A 16,244-nucleotide genomic window follows, 5' to 3' on the forward strand; every position below is an offset into this window, starting at 1 on the left:
AAATACTTGAACAATATCAAAACAAGTTATAACTATAAAAAACGAGATAATTTTATAACTCTTGCAAGAAGAACCAATAACGCCACCAAAAGAAATAATTTTTAATCCCTCTTATACCCAGCAGAACGGAGCAGCATATTTAGGTGATAGCCTTAAACTTATTAAATTCATTGATGATAATAGTATTAATTTAATTATCACATCACCTCCATTTGCTCTGACACGAAAAAAAGAATACGGTAACGAAACTGCTGACAAATATATTGAGTGGTTCCTACCTTTTGCTTATGAATTTAAAAGAGTTCTCGCAGATAATGGCTCATTCGTACTAGATTTAGGTGGTGCTTACTTACCTGGTAATCCCGTGCGGAGTATCTACCAATACGAACTTTTAGTCAAATTATGCAAAGAAGTAGGTTTCTTTCTTGCTCAAGAATTTTACCACTACAATCCGGCTCGACTGCCAACCCCTGCTGAGTGGGTGACAATCAGGCGAATTCGCGTCAAAGATTCTGTAAACACAGTTTGGTGGTTATCTAAAACACCGCATCCTAAAGCAGATAACAGAAAAGTATTAAAACCTTATAGCCAAAGTATGAAACAGTTACTCAAAAATGGCTATAAAGCAAAAATACGTCCTAGTGGACATGATATTTCTGATAAATTTCAAAAGGATAACCAGGGTGCAATTCCGCCGAATTTGCTAGAAATTGCTAATACTGAATCGAATAGTGCTTATTTACGACGCTGCAAAACAGCAGAAATTAGACCCCATCCAGCACGGTTTCCGCAAGGGTTCGCCGAGTTCTTCATCAAATTCTTAACTGATGAAGGTGATATAGTATTAGACCCTTTTGCAGGTTCTAATACAACTGGGTTTGTTGCTGAAACTCTGCAACGCCGATGGATATCTTTTGAAATTAATGAAAATTATGTAATGGGAAGTCGTTATCGATTTAGCCAATAACCAAATTAAGTAAAGAGTCAGGAGTGAGAAGTTAAAATTGATAACCCTTCGGCAGGCTCAGGGCATCGCTTATAACTCTTAACTCATAGCTACTCAATTAAATTTCCCCATTCACCTGCATTTGATGAACTTGATCGGCTAGCTCTTGACGACCTCGATCATCTAGTTTATCAATAGCTAACATCCCCATGAGAATAACTTCTTTCAAGGTCAAACGTGTAGAATGTGCCTGTTTTTGCACAATCTCCTTAATAATGGGACTGACACCAATCGCTGTACTAGCTCTAGCCACGGAATAAAAGGAAAACACTAATGATTCAGCCTAAATCTTAGCACTTCAATGAGGTTATTCTCTAGAAGTAAAACTTAATTTAAATGTGTTTCAACTCATACTTCAATGAGTAAACATAAAATTTAAATTACGTCTAGTGAATTATCAAATTCTCAGTATGGCAAACCTGATACTTGCTCATTGAGGACACGTTATCGTATGATATCAATAATCTCAACAGTTAAAATTTAGGTTATTTTTTTCTAAAATTTCCACTAAGTTCTCAATCGTCATATTAAAAATATGAGCTAATGTTCGATATAGCAGGAAAGTCAACTTTTGTCATTTTTTGACGATGCGCATAAATTGTAACTGTGCTACAAATTACCCTACAATAGTCAGAAATTCCTTTTAGTGACCAAACTTTCACTTGTGCTACTTCTCGAAGCTTTAATCTGAACTAATCACATATTTAATAACTGGTGCATTTGCACTGCTTAATTTCACATGACAAAACGAAAAATGTAGACGTATTTGCGTATTGTAGAGAAACGGCTTGTAGAGCTAAATTTTATGCGATCGCGACAATTGACTAAAATCTAGAAACCTAAAATCTGATGCTTATTTTACATATTAGCAACATCAAAAGCAAAAACCTTTGTCCTGAGATCCTCAAAATCACTCACTAATCACCTAGTTTGCAAATACTTGCAATATTTGTGACAACTGAGTTATGAAAAGTAGTCGGCTGAAGAAAACAGTGCCCTAAGTAGAAGTATTCGCACAAACGAGACTTGTATACCACCGGGAAAACCGTACTTTAAAGAGATCGTAAATTGTCAAATATAATCTCATGAACACGCTTTACAGAACTATACAGCGTAAATAAGAATAATAACTTAACCGAAGTAAAATTTTCCTGAATACAGCCAATTAATGCCGTCATAAGGAAAAGCAGTGAGTAGAGGAGAGAGAAAGCGATGAGGGACCCTTATCTGTTGGCAGCAGGCTTGTTAACAGGATTAGCAATACCAGCATCGGCTCTTCCACATCTGTCAATTGTCCTGCCAGAAAGTTCTAGATTCCTGTGGGATTTAAAACAAGGTTCGCAGACAATAGTCAGTACAAAAATTATCCCCAGCGTTGATCTCTCCTTACCCGAACTCAGCGGCCAAGCGTTCCAACCCCTAAAAAGTTCGCAGCCAATAGTAAGTGAGAAAAACGTCTCTAGCGTACCAGAATTCAGCAGTCAGGGATTACCAGTATCAATAGAGTCATCACTCAACCCCAGCACCCAAGCAACTAGCCTCTTATTGACATCTGGAAATCAACTTTACTACCAAAGATTGGCAGCTCTGAAAACAGGTCAGATTTATACACGCGTAGATAGTGATAATTTGCAATCATTGTGGGAGTCGATCAAGAAACGTCAGCTAACTTATGATGACTGGAAAAGTTTATTAACTTTAGAAGCAAGAGCGATCGCTCAAGGTCAAGGCGCCAATCATCTAAGTATTTTAGTTGGTGATTCTTTGAGCATGTGGTTTCCGAGAGAAAAACTGCCTGCTGGTAAATTGTGGCTGAATCAAGGCATATCTGGAGATACTTCTAGTGGCGTTTTAAAAAGATTGGGGGCATTTTCAGCAACGCGGCCAGATGTTATTTACATCATGGCTGGGATTAACGACCTACGAAAAGGCGCTAGTGATGAAACAATTTTGCATAATTATCGCCGGATTGTCCGACGTTTACGCCAGACTCACCCCAAAGCTCAAATCATTGTCCAATCAATTTTGCCTACTCGTCTACCAAAAATTTCTAATAGCCGTATTCGTCATCTCAACATCCAACTAACCGTGATTGCCAAACAAGAAGGCGCTAATTATCTCAATATTTATAGCTGGTTTACGGATATGGAAGGTAATTTGCGCCCAGAATTAACCACAGATGGGTTGCACCTGTCTCAAGAGGGATATGATGTGTGGCGAACGGCACTACAGCAGATAGAATACACACTCACTCAGCGTCAGAATTGAGCGATCGCTTTGCCAACACTTGGAGGGATGTCTACGATGGTCACTGAGCTTATTGTACTGAGCGCAGTCGAAGTATGCCGAAGTGCGGGCTACGCCTACGCAATTTTTTAATTTATGGAAGTTACTGATACTGATGCTATCAATATACGTTCGGTAATTGAATACCAATTGGCAGCCTTTAAAAAAGATGATGCCCAAGGCGCTTTCGCCTTTGCTAGTCCAGCGATTCAGGCGCAATTCGTAACCCCAGAAAATTTTATACAGATGGTAAAGACAAGCTATCCAGCAGTATACCGTCCTCGTTCTGTCTTTTTTGAAAAAATAACAACCATCCAGGGAAACATAACTCAACCAGTGTTGCTACTTGCTCCTGATGGAGTTCCCTTGAGGGCTTTATATTTTATGGAAAAACAGCCCAATAATCTCTGGAGAATTAATGGTTGCTTTCTAGTTGCTCTAGAAGGTAAATAAACTCTATTTTATAGAACTAAAATCCGATACTTTAACGCCCAAGGCTTCCTTATTTAAAACCTGATTTAACTTACCGCTACGATAACCTTCTAAATCTAAGGTTACGTAGATAAATCCAAAATCTTGAAATGCCGAAACTAATGTTTGTAAATCGTTAGTTAACACAAACTCTTTGATTTGTTCTGGTGGTAATTCAATACGTGCTGTATCTCCTTCCGATCGCACGCGTAAATTCTGCCAACCTAGCTTTCGCAGATAAATTTCTCCTCTGCCGACTCGTTGCAACTTAGCGACAGTAATCTCTTCACCGTAAGGAAACCGGGAACTGAGGCAAGGTTGAGCAGGTTTATCCCACCAAGGCAAACCGAGTTGTTGCGAAAGTTGGCGAACTTCTATTTTGGTGACACCCACTTCTGCTAAAGGCGATCGCGCCCCTCTTTCCTTAGCCGCTTGAATTCCTGGGCGATAATCATGCAAATCATCAGCATTCACCCCATCCACCACGTAAGGATAACCCAGTTCTAAAGCTAAAGGTTTGAGAGTGTCGTGCAACTCACTTTTGCAAAAATAACAGCGATTAACAGGGTTAGAGGTGTAATTGGGATTTTCCATCTCGTGAGTCTGGACGATTTTATGAGGAATCCCAATGGTTGCAGCTTGAATTTTCGCGTCTTCCAATTCTTCTGGTAATAGCGAAGGAGAAACAGCCGTGACAGCTAAAGCGCGATCGCCCAACACATCATAAGCAATTTTGGCAACCAAAGTGCTATCAACGCCCCCAGAGTAGGCAATCAATGCCTGCTCCATTTCTTTAAATAAGGCTTTTAATTGCTCAAATTTTTCTGTCAGCATCATTTCCCAATCCTGCCAAAACCCTATAGCACCCAATCATTTATATTGTAGTCATTAGTTATAGAGCATTGGGCACAAAAGGCAGAGGAACTTACTGTAACTTCCCCTCTGCTCCCCTGCTCCCCTGCTCCCCTGCTCCCCTGCTCCCCTTCTCCTCACTCCCCATCAACCAAAGTTGGTGCTTTACTGTACTTAGCCACCAGACTGGCTAAAAGTGGTAAATCAATTGGTTTAGAAATATAGTCATTTACTCCAGCCGCTAGACAGGTTTCGCGATCGCCTTTCATCGCCATTGCTGTTTGAACAATTACCGGAATCTTCCAATATTGCTGATGTTCTCGCAGTTGTTGCACCAAGTTAAGACCATTTCCATCTGCCAAACAAACATCCATCAAAATCACCGCTGGATCTAACTGTGTTAGAGCTTCCCACATCTCGGCAGCATTCTTAACCCAAGTCACTTGATATCCCAAATTACGTAGATAAATTTGCATCAAATTGGCATTGGGTAAATCATTTTCTACCAGCAAAACTTCTACAGAATAACTAGGCGTCAAAGGCAGAGGAAATGAGGAAAATTCTGCTTCCCCTGCTTCCTCATCTTCCTCTCGACCCTCATCTTCTCCTACTCCTAGTTCTTGCTTAAGGGGAAGTACAAGAGTAAAACGGGAGCCACGATCCATTTCAGATTCAACTTTCACCGAACCACCATGAATTTGGGCGAGTTTCTGAGTCACTGCTAAACCCAAACCAGTACCTTCAATACCATCTGCTACAGCCTTAGCAATTTGGAAATATGGCTGAAACAGTTGAACTTGATCTTCCTGGGAAATGCCAGTGCCAGTATCCCAAACTGTAAAATGCATAAATACACCTTTGGAAGCAACTTGTAAGCCAACACTTCCTTTAGTGGTAAACTTTAGGGCGTTGAAGAGTAAATTCAACAACATTTGCTTGAGTCGTAAGGGGTCAGCTACTAGGGTTGTAATATCGGGTTCAAGTTCTAGGCACAGTTTCAAGCCCTTATTAGCGGCTTTCTCTTTCACCAGTGCCAAAACATTGTTACACAACAGTGGCACATCTACTGTTTCCCACTGTACTTCTAGCTGATTTGCTTCAATTTTAGAGAGATCCAAAATATCATTAATCAGAGCTAGTAAATGTTTACCGCTAGACTGAATGATATTTAAATACTCCTGCTGACGTTCTTTACTTGGTTCGTACCCTGGAGCTAAAAGCAGATGGGTAAACCCAATAATGGAACTAAGCGGTGTGCGAATTTCGTGGCTAGTGTTTGCCAGAAACTGATTTTTCAGTTGATTAGTGCGCTCCAATTCTTGATTAGAGTTACTTAACTGTTGACACCGTTGCGGCCAAGACAGGATGTGTCTAAGTTGTATTAAGGCTGTAGTACAGTATTTGGCAGACCTTGCCATCAATTGCGATCTGAGTTGAACTTGTGATTCTACAAGCGACTCACGATGAGAGCTTAGGGGCGCTGTAGCGATAATTAGCCAGCCCATAACACTGCCAGAATCATCAGCTAACCGCCAAGCGCTCGGTAGTTGTTGATTCTCAAGCTGTTGCAAATCTTCAAGTTTTATCACCTCTTGCAATCTCAACAGCAGCTTGTTTTCTGCTGTCAGCACTTCTAGAAATAAAGGCGCTGAATTTGGGGACGGAGAACGGGAAACATAGCAAACTGTGGCAACAGCTTCTTGTGGTTGACACATAGCGATGCCTACGGCACATTCTGTAAGTGCCAGATTACTGCTATGAACAGCACTGTTAATCTCGTTAACCACGATTTGGAAAATTTCCGCTTGTGCGGTTTCTGGCTGTGGGACAGTGTTACAAGCAGAAAGCAAGCAATCATTAAGGCGACTTTGCAACTGGTTTAAGCTGCTCTCCAGCCACAGCTGTGCGCGAAGTTGCTCAATTGTTCTCAAAAGTTTTGGCGTTGCATCTATCAGTGAGTTCTGGTCTGGTAAGCTTGAATACTGCTGCATGGTCAACTAGACCGCTGAACAAGTTTAGCTTCGCATAAAAATCCCAACAGGATTTTATGTATATTAGCGGACAATTCTTTTTTATTTACAAATTACAACTTATGTTGTTATAAACCATAACTTATGATGTCGAGTTTAGCAGCTAGTCCAAAAAAAAATTATTGTATGAACCACTAACCTAAAATTTTTTAAACCCAACTTAAGATTTATGGATATACAATTCGCCCAACTAATCGTTAATGGGATTGCGGTGGGGAGCATTATTGCTCTAGCCGCAGTCGGACTGACTCTTACTTATGGCATTTTACGGCTATCGAACTTTGCTCATGGTGACTTTCTCACTTTAGGAGCATATCTGACTTGGTTGATAAACACCATTGGAGTCAATATTTGGCTGTCGATGATCCTAGCGGCGGCGGGAACAGTAGCAGCAATGCTGTTATCGGAAAAGTTACTGTGGTCAAAGATGCGCTCTATCCGTGCTACTTCCACTACGCTGATTATTATTTCTATCGGACTTGCCTTATTTCTTCGCAATGGGATTATTTTTATCTGGGGTGGCAGGAACCAAAATTATAATTTACCTGTTACTCAGGCTTTAGATATTTTGGGTTTAAAGATACCGCAAAATCAATTATTGGTATTAGGATTGGCAGTACTAGCAATTTTGGCGCTGCATTATCTGCTGCAAAATACCAAAATTGGTAAGGCGATGCGAGCAGTTGCGGACGATCTGGACTTAGCCAGGGTTTCAGGTATCAATGTTGACCGAGTAATTTTATGGACTTGGGTAATTGCTGGCACTCTTACATCATTGGGCGGCAGTATGTATGGATTAATTACAGCCGTGCGCCCGAATATGGGATGGTTCTTAATCTTACCATTATTTGCCTCAGTAATACTTGGTGGAATTGGCAATCCCTACGGTGCGATCGCAGCAGCTTTTATCATTGGCATCGTCCAGGAAATCAGCACTCCTTGGCTGGGTTCCCAGTATAAACAAGGTGTCGCACTGTTGATCATGATTTTGGTGCTGCTCATTCGTCCCAAAGGTTTATTTAAAGGAACGATTTGAGCAGCACCATTCCACTTCTAATTATTCAATAATGTGGAAATAGTAGGCTGCTACCAGGAAATTGATCGCTAACAAGAACAGTGCCCAGCCTGTGCGATAGGCGTAGGGAGGTTTAGCGCCGCTGTCGGCAACTGGGGAAATCTTAGTTTTAGCAGTCATAATGCGATTCTCCTTATGTCATGACTTTTTAAGAAATACCAAACTGGGGTACCAAATACTCAAATTCTTTAAGAATATTTGTGTGAAGTTGGGAATTGGGGATTGGGGATTGGGGATTGGGGATTGGGGACTGGGTATTGGGTAGGAGCATTGGTTATTTCTTCCCCTGCTCCCCCTGCCTCCCCTGCCTCCCCTGCTCCCCCTGCTTCCTCATCCCCCCGCTTCCTCCTCTCCAGCATGATAGGAACTGCGAACCAGAGGCCCAGAACGAACGTGGTTGAATCCCATTTCCCATGCTAATCTGCCAAGCCGATCGAATTCCTCTGGAGTCCAATATTTTTGGACTGGCAAATGTTCTAAAGAAGGACGCATATACTGCCCAATAGTCAAGCGATCGCATCCCACAGCCCTTAAATCAGCCATTGCTTCGATAACTTCATCAACTGTTTCTCCGTGTCCCAGCATCAAACCTGATTTGGTGGGAATTGTCGAATCGATTTCTTTAACCATAGCCAGCACCAAGAGCGAGCGATCGTACTTGGCTCCCCGGCGCACTGGGCCAGTTAACCGCCGCACTGTCTCGATATTGTGATTGAAACAAGCTGGTTTGGCTTTGACAATCATCTCTATCCGCTGGCGTTGACCTGATTCCCCAACACCAGCACCACCCCAAAAATCGGGGGTCAGCACTTCAATTTGAGCCTCTGGATTCAATTGGCGGATAGTCGCGATCGTCTCTACAAAGTGCCCTGCACCTTGATCGGGCAAGTCATCACGGGCTACAGAAGTCAGCACCACATAACGCAATCCCAAAAGCTGTACCGCCTGAGCAACCTTTTCGGGTTCCTCTAAATCAAGAGGCATTGGTGCATGACCTTTATCTACTTGACAGAAAGCACAAGAGCGTGTGCAGGTAGGCCCCATTAGCAAAAAAGTTGCAGTTTTTTGGGCATAGCACTCCCCCCGGTTAGGGCAGCGTCCTTCTTCGCAAATCGTATGAATTTGGCGCTGCTTAATAATGCGTTGTACGGTAGAGATTTCACTGGCTTTACCAATCGGGCGACGTAACCAGCTAGGCATTGCCTTAATTTCAGACTTTAGTTCGGCTTGTTGTGACGAAATCATAGACATCCAAGCAAGATGCGGATATAGATGTAGTGGTTTGTTGATTAAATATCACAATGACACAAATTTAAAAGAGCGCAAGCAAAAGTTTTGCAAAACACCTCTAACAATGTGATTTATACCGAAATATACTATCCCCCAATTGCTAGAAATTATGTATATAGTGGGAGGATTCTCAAGGACAATCGGCAAAGCCGCATTTACACTTATAGTTTCTGTTAGAGCAAACAGTCGTGGCAAGCAACAAGATTTTAGTTATCGATGACACTACAGTTGTCAGGGTAAAAGTACGAGAAATGTTGCCTCCGGGCAACTTTGAGGTACTGGAAGCAAAAGACGGTTTGGAAGGACTAAATTTCATCCTTCAGGAAAAACTCAGCCTGATTATGCTGGATTTCCTGTTGCCTAAAATGAGTGGCTGGGAGGTTTTCCAGAAAGTTCAAGCCGATCCGGAGTTAAGGAAAATTCCTTTAGTGATCATGTCTGGTCGCAAGGAAGAGGTGACTGAGAAAATCACAGAACCATTTGAATATTTTGAATTTTTGGGCAAGCCTTTTGATCAGAAACAACTAATTGGCGCTATTAAGTTAGCTATGGCTAAGGCGAAACAGCCACGCCCAGAACTAGTCGCAGTAGGAGCAGGAGTTTCCGTAAAAAACAGCACGTTATCAACCTCTGCTGTCGCCAATGGTACGGTAGTAGCCCCTAGCGTCGCAACCCCTAGCGTCGCAACCCCTAGCGTCACAACCTCTAGCGTCGCAACCCCCACAACCCCCAGTACTGGAGGAGTCTCCGAGGCAGAAATTAATGCATTGAATGAGAAAATTGTCAAAATGCAAGCAGAAATTGATGGTTTGAAGAAACAGCTAACTCAGGTTGTGACTTTTATTAAACAAAAAATCAAGTAGTATTTGTGCTCGTTATTATTATCGCAGCCAAAAATACACCATATATCCTGGTGTCCGATTAAAAGCGGATAAAAATAGTTAGTTCAAAAACACTTATGTTGACAAATCATCATTATTTAGTGAGGTACAGCTTCACCGGGCTAAGGTCAAGCTGTGCTTTATCTTCCCTCTTCGTAAGTTCTGAGAGGGGTTATAGTTGAGGTTTTAATATGTACTTAACTTGATGAGGAAACGCTACAATTCAAGATTCAGATATTTAGTAAAAAAATATATTAAAAGTCATATTTTATAATACAAATTAAACAAAAAATCCTATTTTAGGATGAGGATAGTCTTGGCGCGGGAATAATAAGCCATAGAAACAATAATTATGAGCATAATCCGCAATGTTAATAGTATTGGATACATTATATTCATTTCCTGGCTATCGCATTACTGAACAAATCTACTCAGGTAAATCAGGGTGATTTAAATCATCTAATTGCTGATACACTTCATTGTTCTGAATTAGTTGCTTTTTCTCTCACCCAGATGGTGTTTGCTAAAACTAAAGGGAACCCCTTCTTTTCTGTTCAATTTCTCAAATCTTTACATGATGATGGGTTGATTGTATTAAATTTTGATGCTGGGTATTGGCAGTATGATATTTCCAAAATTAAAGATTTAACTCTTACTGATGATGTAGTAGAATTTATCGCCCTGCAAATAGAAATATTGCCAATATATACCCACCAAAAAATTTTGAAACTAGCCGCCTGTATTGGGAATCAATTTGACTTAAAAACTCTGGCGATCGTTAATGAAAAATCTATAGTAGATACAGCATCAGACTTGTGGCAAGCATTACTTGATGGGCTAGTTTTACCACAGACTGAAAATTACAACATTTTTTCAAAAGATAATACTAATCAATAATTCATTGTTGATGGAATAGAATCTACACAATTTTCAAATTTTAATTTACAGCTACCTAAATATAAATTTGTCCTCAACATGCTTACTGATATGCGATGAAAATGGGCAATATAAATCAGAATAAATTAGTTATTTCATAAAAACATATTAGTTAGAAGTAGCGAAAATTAATTATAGGAAAACAAAATCAATAGACTCACGGAGAGCCTATGACATTTTTTTGAAGCCACTTAAATTACTAAAGCACAACATATTATACAGTGCGTAAATTATATTTACGTCACTGTAGTGGTGTCTAAATCTAGATGAATGTTTTCAAACTTAAGTAACATTGAACAATATTTTTTTAAATAAATAACCGTAATTATCTGTGACTATATTTTTTTATAAAACTTTTATAAAAAAATACATTTAGGGATACTCATGGTAAACACTGTTGACTAACTGAAAAGATTAACTTATGGCATCAAGAAGATTGTTCTTAGCTAGCATTAACTTTCTAATAAAACAAGGGTGAAAATAACTAATTTCAGAGCGATCGCCTTCATAAAAGAGGATTTTCAATTTTGGTGAAAATTAAAATTGGTGATTTATATCCATTAGCGATCGCCCCAACGCAAAGTTATAGGCAATTTAGCGTCAAAATGTTGCTGTTATCAGAGTTTTTGGGAACTATAGGGTTGTCTGACGATAAATTTGCAGTCTGTCTACCAATAAAATAGAGGGGACTTAGCGGCGATCGCAGGGCAAATAGGGAATAACTAACAATGAATAAAATTAATTTAAATATATGAATGAACAACCAGATGTAAAAATGCTTTATACCCCAGAAGATAGTTTAATCTTAGTGGTAGATGATACTACTACTAATTTAGAAATTGTCTTTGATATATTAACTAATATCGGCTTTAAAGTTATAACAGAAAATGATGGAGAAAGAGCAATTAAGCAGGTTGAATTCCAGCTTCCTGACTTAATTCTATTAGATGTGATGATGCCTGGAATAGATGGGTTTGAAACTTGTAAAAGACTGAAAGAAAATTCAGCTACTTGTGATATACCAGTAATTTTTATGACAGCTAATTCGGATACTCCTAGTAAGGTAAAGGGTCTAAATATAGGAGCAGTTGATTACATCACAAAACCCTTTCATGAAGAAGAATTATTAGCTAGAATTAAAACCCATCTTCAATTACGAAATCTCACAAAAACTTTAGAAAAACGAGTTTTAGAAAGGACATCAGCATTATCGAGAGCATTAAAAGACCTACAAGAGTCTCAACTTCAGCTTGTACAGACAGAAAAAATGTCTGCCCTTGGTCAATTAGTAGCAGGAGTTGCTCATGAAATAAATAATCCAGTTGGTTTCATTCATGGCAATCTTGGACACGCTTCAGTATATTTCCAAGACATGATGAAGATTATTGACCTCTATCAGCAGCACTATCCTAATCCAGTTCCAGAAATTCAAGAGGAAATTGCAGCGATAGATTTGAAGTATATACTTGCCGATCTACCTAATTTAATTTCCTCAATGAAAGAGGGAGTTCAGCGCATTCGTAACATTAGTACCAGCTTGAGAACCTTTTCTCGATCAGATAGCGATCGCAAAGTTTATTGCAATATTCATGATGGCATAGACAGTACAATTATGATTCTCAAACACCGTTTAAAAGCATCCGAAGATCGACCCGATATTCAAGTAATTAGAGATTACGATATATTGCCAGAATTAGAATGTTTTATCGGACAACTCAATCAGGTGTTTATGAATTTATTAGCTAATGCTATTGATGCTTTAGAAGATTCTAATGTAGGACTTACCTATATGGAGATTGAAGCAAATCCTAATCAAATTTTGATTCAAACTATTCTCACTGAAGATAAAAATTATATCTTGATTAGGATTAAAGATAATGGCGTAGGCATGTCGGCTGATGTCCAGCAAAAAATCTTTGACTATTTATTCACCACCAAGCCTGTGGGTCAAGGTACAGGATTAGGGTTATCAATTGCTCGTCAAATTGTTGTCGAAAAACATGGAGGAACTCTAGAGGTAAGTTCATCAATAGGGCAAGGTTCAGAGTTTATCATTAAACTTCCCATTTAATAATTATAGTAAGTTCCGTTTATCAACATAATAAATAAATTTATGTTCAAGGCAGTAGTAGGTCACAGTAACGATCCAGATTCTCTTGCAGCAGTTGAAGAAGTTCTTCAGCAATGTGCCAGTTCTCTTGCAGGAGATATACCAAAAGCTGGGATTATATTTGCTGCAATTGACTTCGATCATGCTCTTATTTTGCAGCAAATCGATCGGGTTTTTCCGGGTATTGAGTTGATTGGTGGAACAACAGATGGAGAAATTTCTTCAGTCTTAGAGTTTCAGCAAGACTCAATCACCTTGATGTTGTTTTGCTCAGACGAAGTTGAAATTCATGCAGGAGTTGGACGTAAAGTTTCAGACGATCCAATTACTGCAACTAAACAAGCTGTGGAGCAAGCCAAAGCAAAAAGTACCGCAGATCCAAAGCTATGCTTAACTCATCCAGAGAGCCTCACAACTAGTGGTGTCTCTATATTAAATGGCTTAAAGCTAGCTCTTGGTGAATATGTACCAATATTCGGTGGTTTGGCAGGCGATCAATCAAGATATCAAAGTACATATCAATTTTTTCAAACAGAAGTATTAAGTGATTCTGTACCAATTCTACTTTTTTCCGGCACAATATTGTTTTCCCACGCTGTTGCAAGTGGTTGGCATCCCATTGGTCAAAGAAGCAAAGTGACTAAGGTAGATAAAAACATAGTCTATGAAATAGATGGTAAACCAGCTTTAGATTTTTATCATCATTATCTAGGTTTGCTTCCACCTTCAATGGAATATCCACTAGCAGTGTTTGATGAGAATGAAGACAATTTTTATATAAGAGCACCTATTGCTTACAATCAAGAATCTAGTAGCATAACCTTTTTTGGAGATATTCCCAATCAAGCAATTATTCAAATTTCCGAAGCAGATTATGAAGATATTTTGGCAGCTTCCAAAGCATCATTTATGAATGCCTTAGATAATTATCCGGGTACAGAGCCAAGTGCTGTTTTATTTTTTTCATGTGTAGCTCGTCGGCAAATACTTGGTACTAGGGCACAAGAAGAGTATCAGAATACAAAACTTTGTCTGACTGACTATTTACCTGCCTGTGGATTTTATTCTTATGGAGAAATTGCTCCTATAGATGGAATTAGCCAGACGCAATTCCATAATGAAACTTTTGTAACTTTAATTTTGGGAAATCAGTAAAGATTAATGGAAATATTAGATTATCAACAAGAAATTAAAGAATTAAAAAAAGCCAATCGAATTATCCAAAAGAAATTAGAGCGCTCTGAATCAGACCGAAGAAAACTTGAAGAAACAAATCGAAAAAAAGAATCTTTGCTCAGAAGAGTAATTGATGAATTAAAGGAATATCAACATAAGTTAGAAGAAAGAAGCCATGAGCTAGAAATGATGCTTCTTAATCTTCAGATAATGGAGAACAAGATGTCTACTTTGGGAAGTATGGTAGCGGATGTAGCTCATGAGATTAATAATCCAGTTGGGTTTATTGTAGGTAATCTGACTCCGGCTAAAGAGTATATTGAGAATTTATTACATCTAATTGAACTCTATCAGCAGACTTATCCCAAAGCATCTCAGCAAATTCAAGAAACAATCAAAATGATTGACTTAGAATATGTGCGCGAGGATCTACCTAAACTCATTTTCTCAATGAGAGAAGGTACAGATCGTATTTCCAAGATTAGCGACAGCCTAAGAATTTTCTCTAGAGCAGATATAGAACAAAAAATCCTGTTTAATATTCATGAAGGCATTAACAGTACTCTGCTCATTCTCAAGCACCGTTTACAAGCTAATACGACTCGTCCGGCTATTCAAGTAGTTCAATCTTACGAAGAATTTCCCCTAGTAGAATGTTTTCCAGGACAATTGAATCAGGTATTTATGAATCTATTGGCAAATGCCATTGATGCTTTAGATGAATCTAATGCTGGACTGAGTTTTAATGATATTAAACTAAATCCTAATCAAATTACAATTAATACTGCCCTCACAGAAGATAAGAATCATGTCTCGATTCGGATTCAAGATAATGGGGTGGGAATATCGGCTGATGTTCAGCAAAAAATGTTTGATCATTTATTCACAACAAAACCTGTGGGAAAAGGAACAGGATTAGGGTTATCAATTGCTTATCAAATAATTGTCCAAAAACACAAAGGAACTCTAGAAGTAAATTCTGTCTTAGGAAAAGGTTCTGAATTTATCATCAATATACCTATTTATTAAATCATCAAAAATATAAGTTATTTAAAATTTAAAAAAATAAATATCCTAGAGTAATAGCAAGTTACAGTGATGAAATTTTTCAAATTTCTACCTCATAATTAATTACATTTTCAAAGCAAAATTTTTTATTTTCTATAAATAAAAAATTTGTATGCTGGTTGCAAACAAGTAAATTTTTGCGCGGGTTGATAATAAAATATTTTTAGTGTTAACAATATTTTGTCCCAGAAGATTCTCCCAACCCAAGCCCACTACTCATGGGGAAAACACTTAATATTTTGCTGGCTAACTTTTTAAGACTCGATCTAATTCCCCACTTTTTAAGGAGGGTTAGAAAGGATAATGAGGACTTAACCTAGAAGAGACTATGCAAAACCGTAAACTGTCACAACGATAAGGCTCAGAATTGCTTATGGAGATTATTTTTCATTAGAACCAAAAGCAAACATTATAATTCTCAGAATAAAAATATTAAGTAGTTACTTTAGAGATATTTTGGGGAACTCTATAACTGTAGTTCCTAGATTGTATCCTCAAAATTTATGATCAATGTACCCAAGCAGTCAATAGCTACCCTTAATCTTTCTTTAGAACGCGATATATTTTTACGTACACTAATCAGAGAATTATCTGGTACTTTGCAGGATGTAGTTGGTTTAGAAGAAGCTTCGGGATTTATTAGCGTTGTTGGTGAAAGGATGGGAAGGCAGATTAACCAAGATTATAAATCTGCCCTGGAAATCTCTAACCTTTCTCGCAAGCAGGTAGCTGATGTCTTGATTGATTTAAAAAAACGAATCCAGGGCGATTTTTATGTGATTGAGCAGAATGATGAAAAAATTGTCTTTGGCAACCGTGTTTGCCCATTTGGCGACAAAGTAATTAATCGCCCTGCCATGTGCATGATGACTTCAAACGTTTTTGGAACGATCGCAGCTAATAATCTAGGATATGCGAAAGTAGAATTGCAAGAGACGATAGCACAAGGTTATTCTGGATGTAAAGTTATTGTTTACTTAAAACTTACAGAAGAGGCAGAAGATGCAGAAGGTCGAGAATACTTTAGGGGACTAGAATCTGTGTAAATCTTCAGCATCGAACA

At 38.7% G+C, this 16,244-nt stretch carries 14 protein-coding genes and 1 pseudogene; 10 read left to right on the forward strand and 5 right to left on the reverse strand.

From position 1 onward, the window contains the following. The first annotated feature begins 61 nt into the window (after window positions 1–61). Window positions 62–967 carry a DNA-methyltransferase gene (locus V7K61_RS01960; RefSeq protein WP_335050466.1) on the forward strand — a complete coding sequence of 302 codons (906 nt, stop codon included), beginning with the start codon at window positions 62–64 and terminating at the stop codon, window positions 965–967. 97 nt (window positions 968–1,064) lie between these two features. Here the strand turns inward: V7K61_RS01960 and V7K61_RS01965 are convergent, their stop codons facing one another. Then, window positions 1,065–1,277: a hypothetical protein gene (locus V7K61_RS01965; RefSeq protein WP_094349429.1), complete on the reverse strand. Its 213-nt coding sequence runs from the start codon at window positions 1,275–1,277 to the stop codon at window positions 1,065–1,067. 941 nt (window positions 1,278–2,218) lie between these two features. Here V7K61_RS01965 and V7K61_RS01970 point away from each other — a divergent pair. Further along, on the forward strand, window positions 2,219–3,274 hold the full coding sequence (locus V7K61_RS01970; RefSeq protein WP_335050468.1) for an SGNH/GDSL hydrolase family protein: 1,056 nt from the start codon (window positions 2,219–2,221) through the stop codon (window positions 3,272–3,274). A 114-nt stretch (window positions 3,275–3,388) separates the two neighbouring features. Further along, complete coding sequence (locus V7K61_RS01975) at window positions 3,389–3,745, forward strand: DUF4864 domain-containing protein (protein ID WP_335050470.1); 357 nt, start codon at window positions 3,389–3,391, stop codon at window positions 3,743–3,745. Window positions 3,746–3,748: 3 nt separating this feature from the next. Here V7K61_RS01975 and larE read toward each other — a convergent pair whose 3' ends face one another. Together larE and hrmK are read right to left on the reverse strand one after the other, a co-directional pair. Then, entirely contained in the window at window positions 3,749–4,597 is an 849-nt protein-coding gene (gene larE / locus V7K61_RS01980; protein WP_335050713.1) for an ATP-dependent sacrificial sulfur transferase LarE, read from the reverse strand. Between the two features lie 155 nt (window positions 4,598–4,752). Beyond that, window positions 4,753–6,606 carry a hybrid histidine kinase/response regulator HrmK gene (hrmK, locus tag V7K61_RS01985; protein ID WP_335050472.1) on the reverse strand — a complete coding sequence of 618 codons (1,854 nt, stop codon included), beginning with the start codon at window positions 6,604–6,606 and terminating at the stop codon, window positions 4,753–4,755. A gap of 208 nt (window positions 6,607–6,814) precedes the next feature. Here hrmK and V7K61_RS01990 point away from each other — a divergent pair, with 208 nt between their 5' ends. Beyond that, window positions 6,815–7,681 (forward strand): branched-chain amino acid ABC transporter permease, encoded by an 867-nt coding sequence (locus tag V7K61_RS01990; protein ID WP_335050474.1) that lies wholly within the window; start codon window positions 6,815–6,817, stop codon window positions 7,679–7,681. 21 nt (window positions 7,682–7,702) lie between these two features. On the opposite strand, the gene V7K61_RS01995 is transcribed toward V7K61_RS01990, so the two are convergent. Together V7K61_RS01995 and lipA are read right to left on the reverse strand one after the other, a co-directional pair. Continuing rightward, a complete protein-coding gene (locus V7K61_RS01995; protein ID WP_179065841.1) occupies window positions 7,703–7,840 on the reverse strand; it encodes a photosystem I protein PsaX in 138 nt (45 codons plus the stop codon). Between the two features lie 210 nt (window positions 7,841–8,050). Further along, on the reverse strand, window positions 8,051–8,965 hold the full coding sequence (gene lipA, locus V7K61_RS02000) for a lipoyl synthase (RefSeq protein WP_335050478.1): 915 nt from the start codon (window positions 8,963–8,965) through the stop codon (window positions 8,051–8,053). 233 nt (window positions 8,966–9,198) lie between these two features. On the opposite strand from lipA, the gene V7K61_RS02005 reads away from it, so the two are divergent. The 6 genes and pseudogenes from V7K61_RS02005 to V7K61_RS02030 all read left to right on the forward strand — a co-directional run bounded on the left by V7K61_RS02005 (window position 9,199) and on the right by V7K61_RS02030 (window position 16,227). Further along, window positions 9,199–9,873 carry a response regulator gene (locus V7K61_RS02005; protein ID WP_335050480.1) on the forward strand — a complete coding sequence of 225 codons (675 nt, stop codon included), beginning with the start codon at window positions 9,199–9,201 and terminating at the stop codon, window positions 9,871–9,873. A gap of 453 nt (window positions 9,874–10,326) precedes the next feature. Continuing rightward, window positions 10,327–10,756 (forward strand): annotated as a pseudogene (locus V7K61_RS02010) (ATP-binding protein); the annotation flags it as partial. A gap of 822 nt (window positions 10,757–11,578) precedes the next feature. Beyond that, the gene (locus tag V7K61_RS02015; protein ID WP_335050482.1) at window positions 11,579–12,898 is read left to right on the forward strand and encodes a hybrid sensor histidine kinase/response regulator; all 1,320 of its coding nucleotides are present in this window, start codon (window positions 11,579–11,581) and stop codon (window positions 12,896–12,898) included. A gap of 42 nt (window positions 12,899–12,940) precedes the next feature. Continuing rightward, a complete protein-coding gene (locus tag V7K61_RS02020; protein WP_335050484.1) occupies window positions 12,941–14,092 on the forward strand; it encodes an FIST signal transduction protein in 1,152 nt (383 codons plus the stop codon). 6 nt (window positions 14,093–14,098) lie between these two features. Further along, on the forward strand, window positions 14,099–15,142 hold the full coding sequence (locus tag V7K61_RS02025; RefSeq protein WP_335050486.1) for a sensor histidine kinase: 1,044 nt from the start codon (window positions 14,099–14,101) through the stop codon (window positions 15,140–15,142). 542 nt (window positions 15,143–15,684) lie between these two features. Continuing rightward, the gene (locus V7K61_RS02030) at window positions 15,685–16,227 is read left to right on the forward strand and encodes a methanogen output domain 1-containing protein (RefSeq protein WP_335050488.1); all 543 of its coding nucleotides are present in this window, start codon (window positions 15,685–15,687) and stop codon (window positions 16,225–16,227) included. Window positions 16,228–16,244 lie beyond the last annotated feature (17 nt).

This window comes from Nostoc sp., assembly GCF_036918015.1.
GTDB lineage: Bacteria > Cyanobacteriota > Cyanobacteriia > Cyanobacteriales > Nostocaceae > Nostoc.

Coding starts and splice junctions, on each gene's coding strand:
- V7K61_RS01970 (WP_335050468.1), top strand. CDS start 2,219: ATGAGGGACCCTTATCTGTTGGCAGCAGGCTTGTTAACAGGATTAGCA.
- V7K61_RS01975 (WP_335050470.1), top strand. CDS start 3,389: ATGGAAGTTACTGATACTGATGCTATCAATATACGTTCGGTAATTGAA.
- larE (WP_335050713.1), bottom strand. CDS start 4,597: ATGCTGACAGAAAAATTTGAGCAATTAAAAGCCTTATTTAAAGAAATG.
- hrmK (WP_335050472.1), bottom strand. CDS start 6,606: ATGCAGCAGTATTCAAGCTTACCAGACCAGAACTCACTGATAGATGCA.
- V7K61_RS01990 (WP_335050474.1), top strand. CDS start 6,815: ATGGATATACAATTCGCCCAACTAATCGTTAATGGGATTGCGGTGGGG.
- V7K61_RS01995 (WP_179065841.1), bottom strand. CDS start 7,840: ATGACTGCTAAAACTAAGATTTCCCCAGTTGCCGACAGCGGCGCTAAA.
- lipA (WP_335050478.1), bottom strand. CDS start 8,965: ATGATTTCGTCACAACAAGCCGAACTAAAGTCTGAAATTAAGGCAATG.
- V7K61_RS02015 (WP_335050482.1), top strand. CDS start 11,579: ATGAATGAACAACCAGATGTAAAAATGCTTTATACCCCAGAAGATAGT.
- V7K61_RS02020 (WP_335050484.1), top strand. CDS start 12,941: ATGTTCAAGGCAGTAGTAGGTCACAGTAACGATCCAGATTCTCTTGCA.
- V7K61_RS02025 (WP_335050486.1), top strand. CDS start 14,099: ATGGAAATATTAGATTATCAACAAGAAATTAAAGAATTAAAAAAAGCC.
- V7K61_RS02030 (WP_335050488.1), top strand. CDS start 15,685: ATGATCAATGTACCCAAGCAGTCAATAGCTACCCTTAATCTTTCTTTA.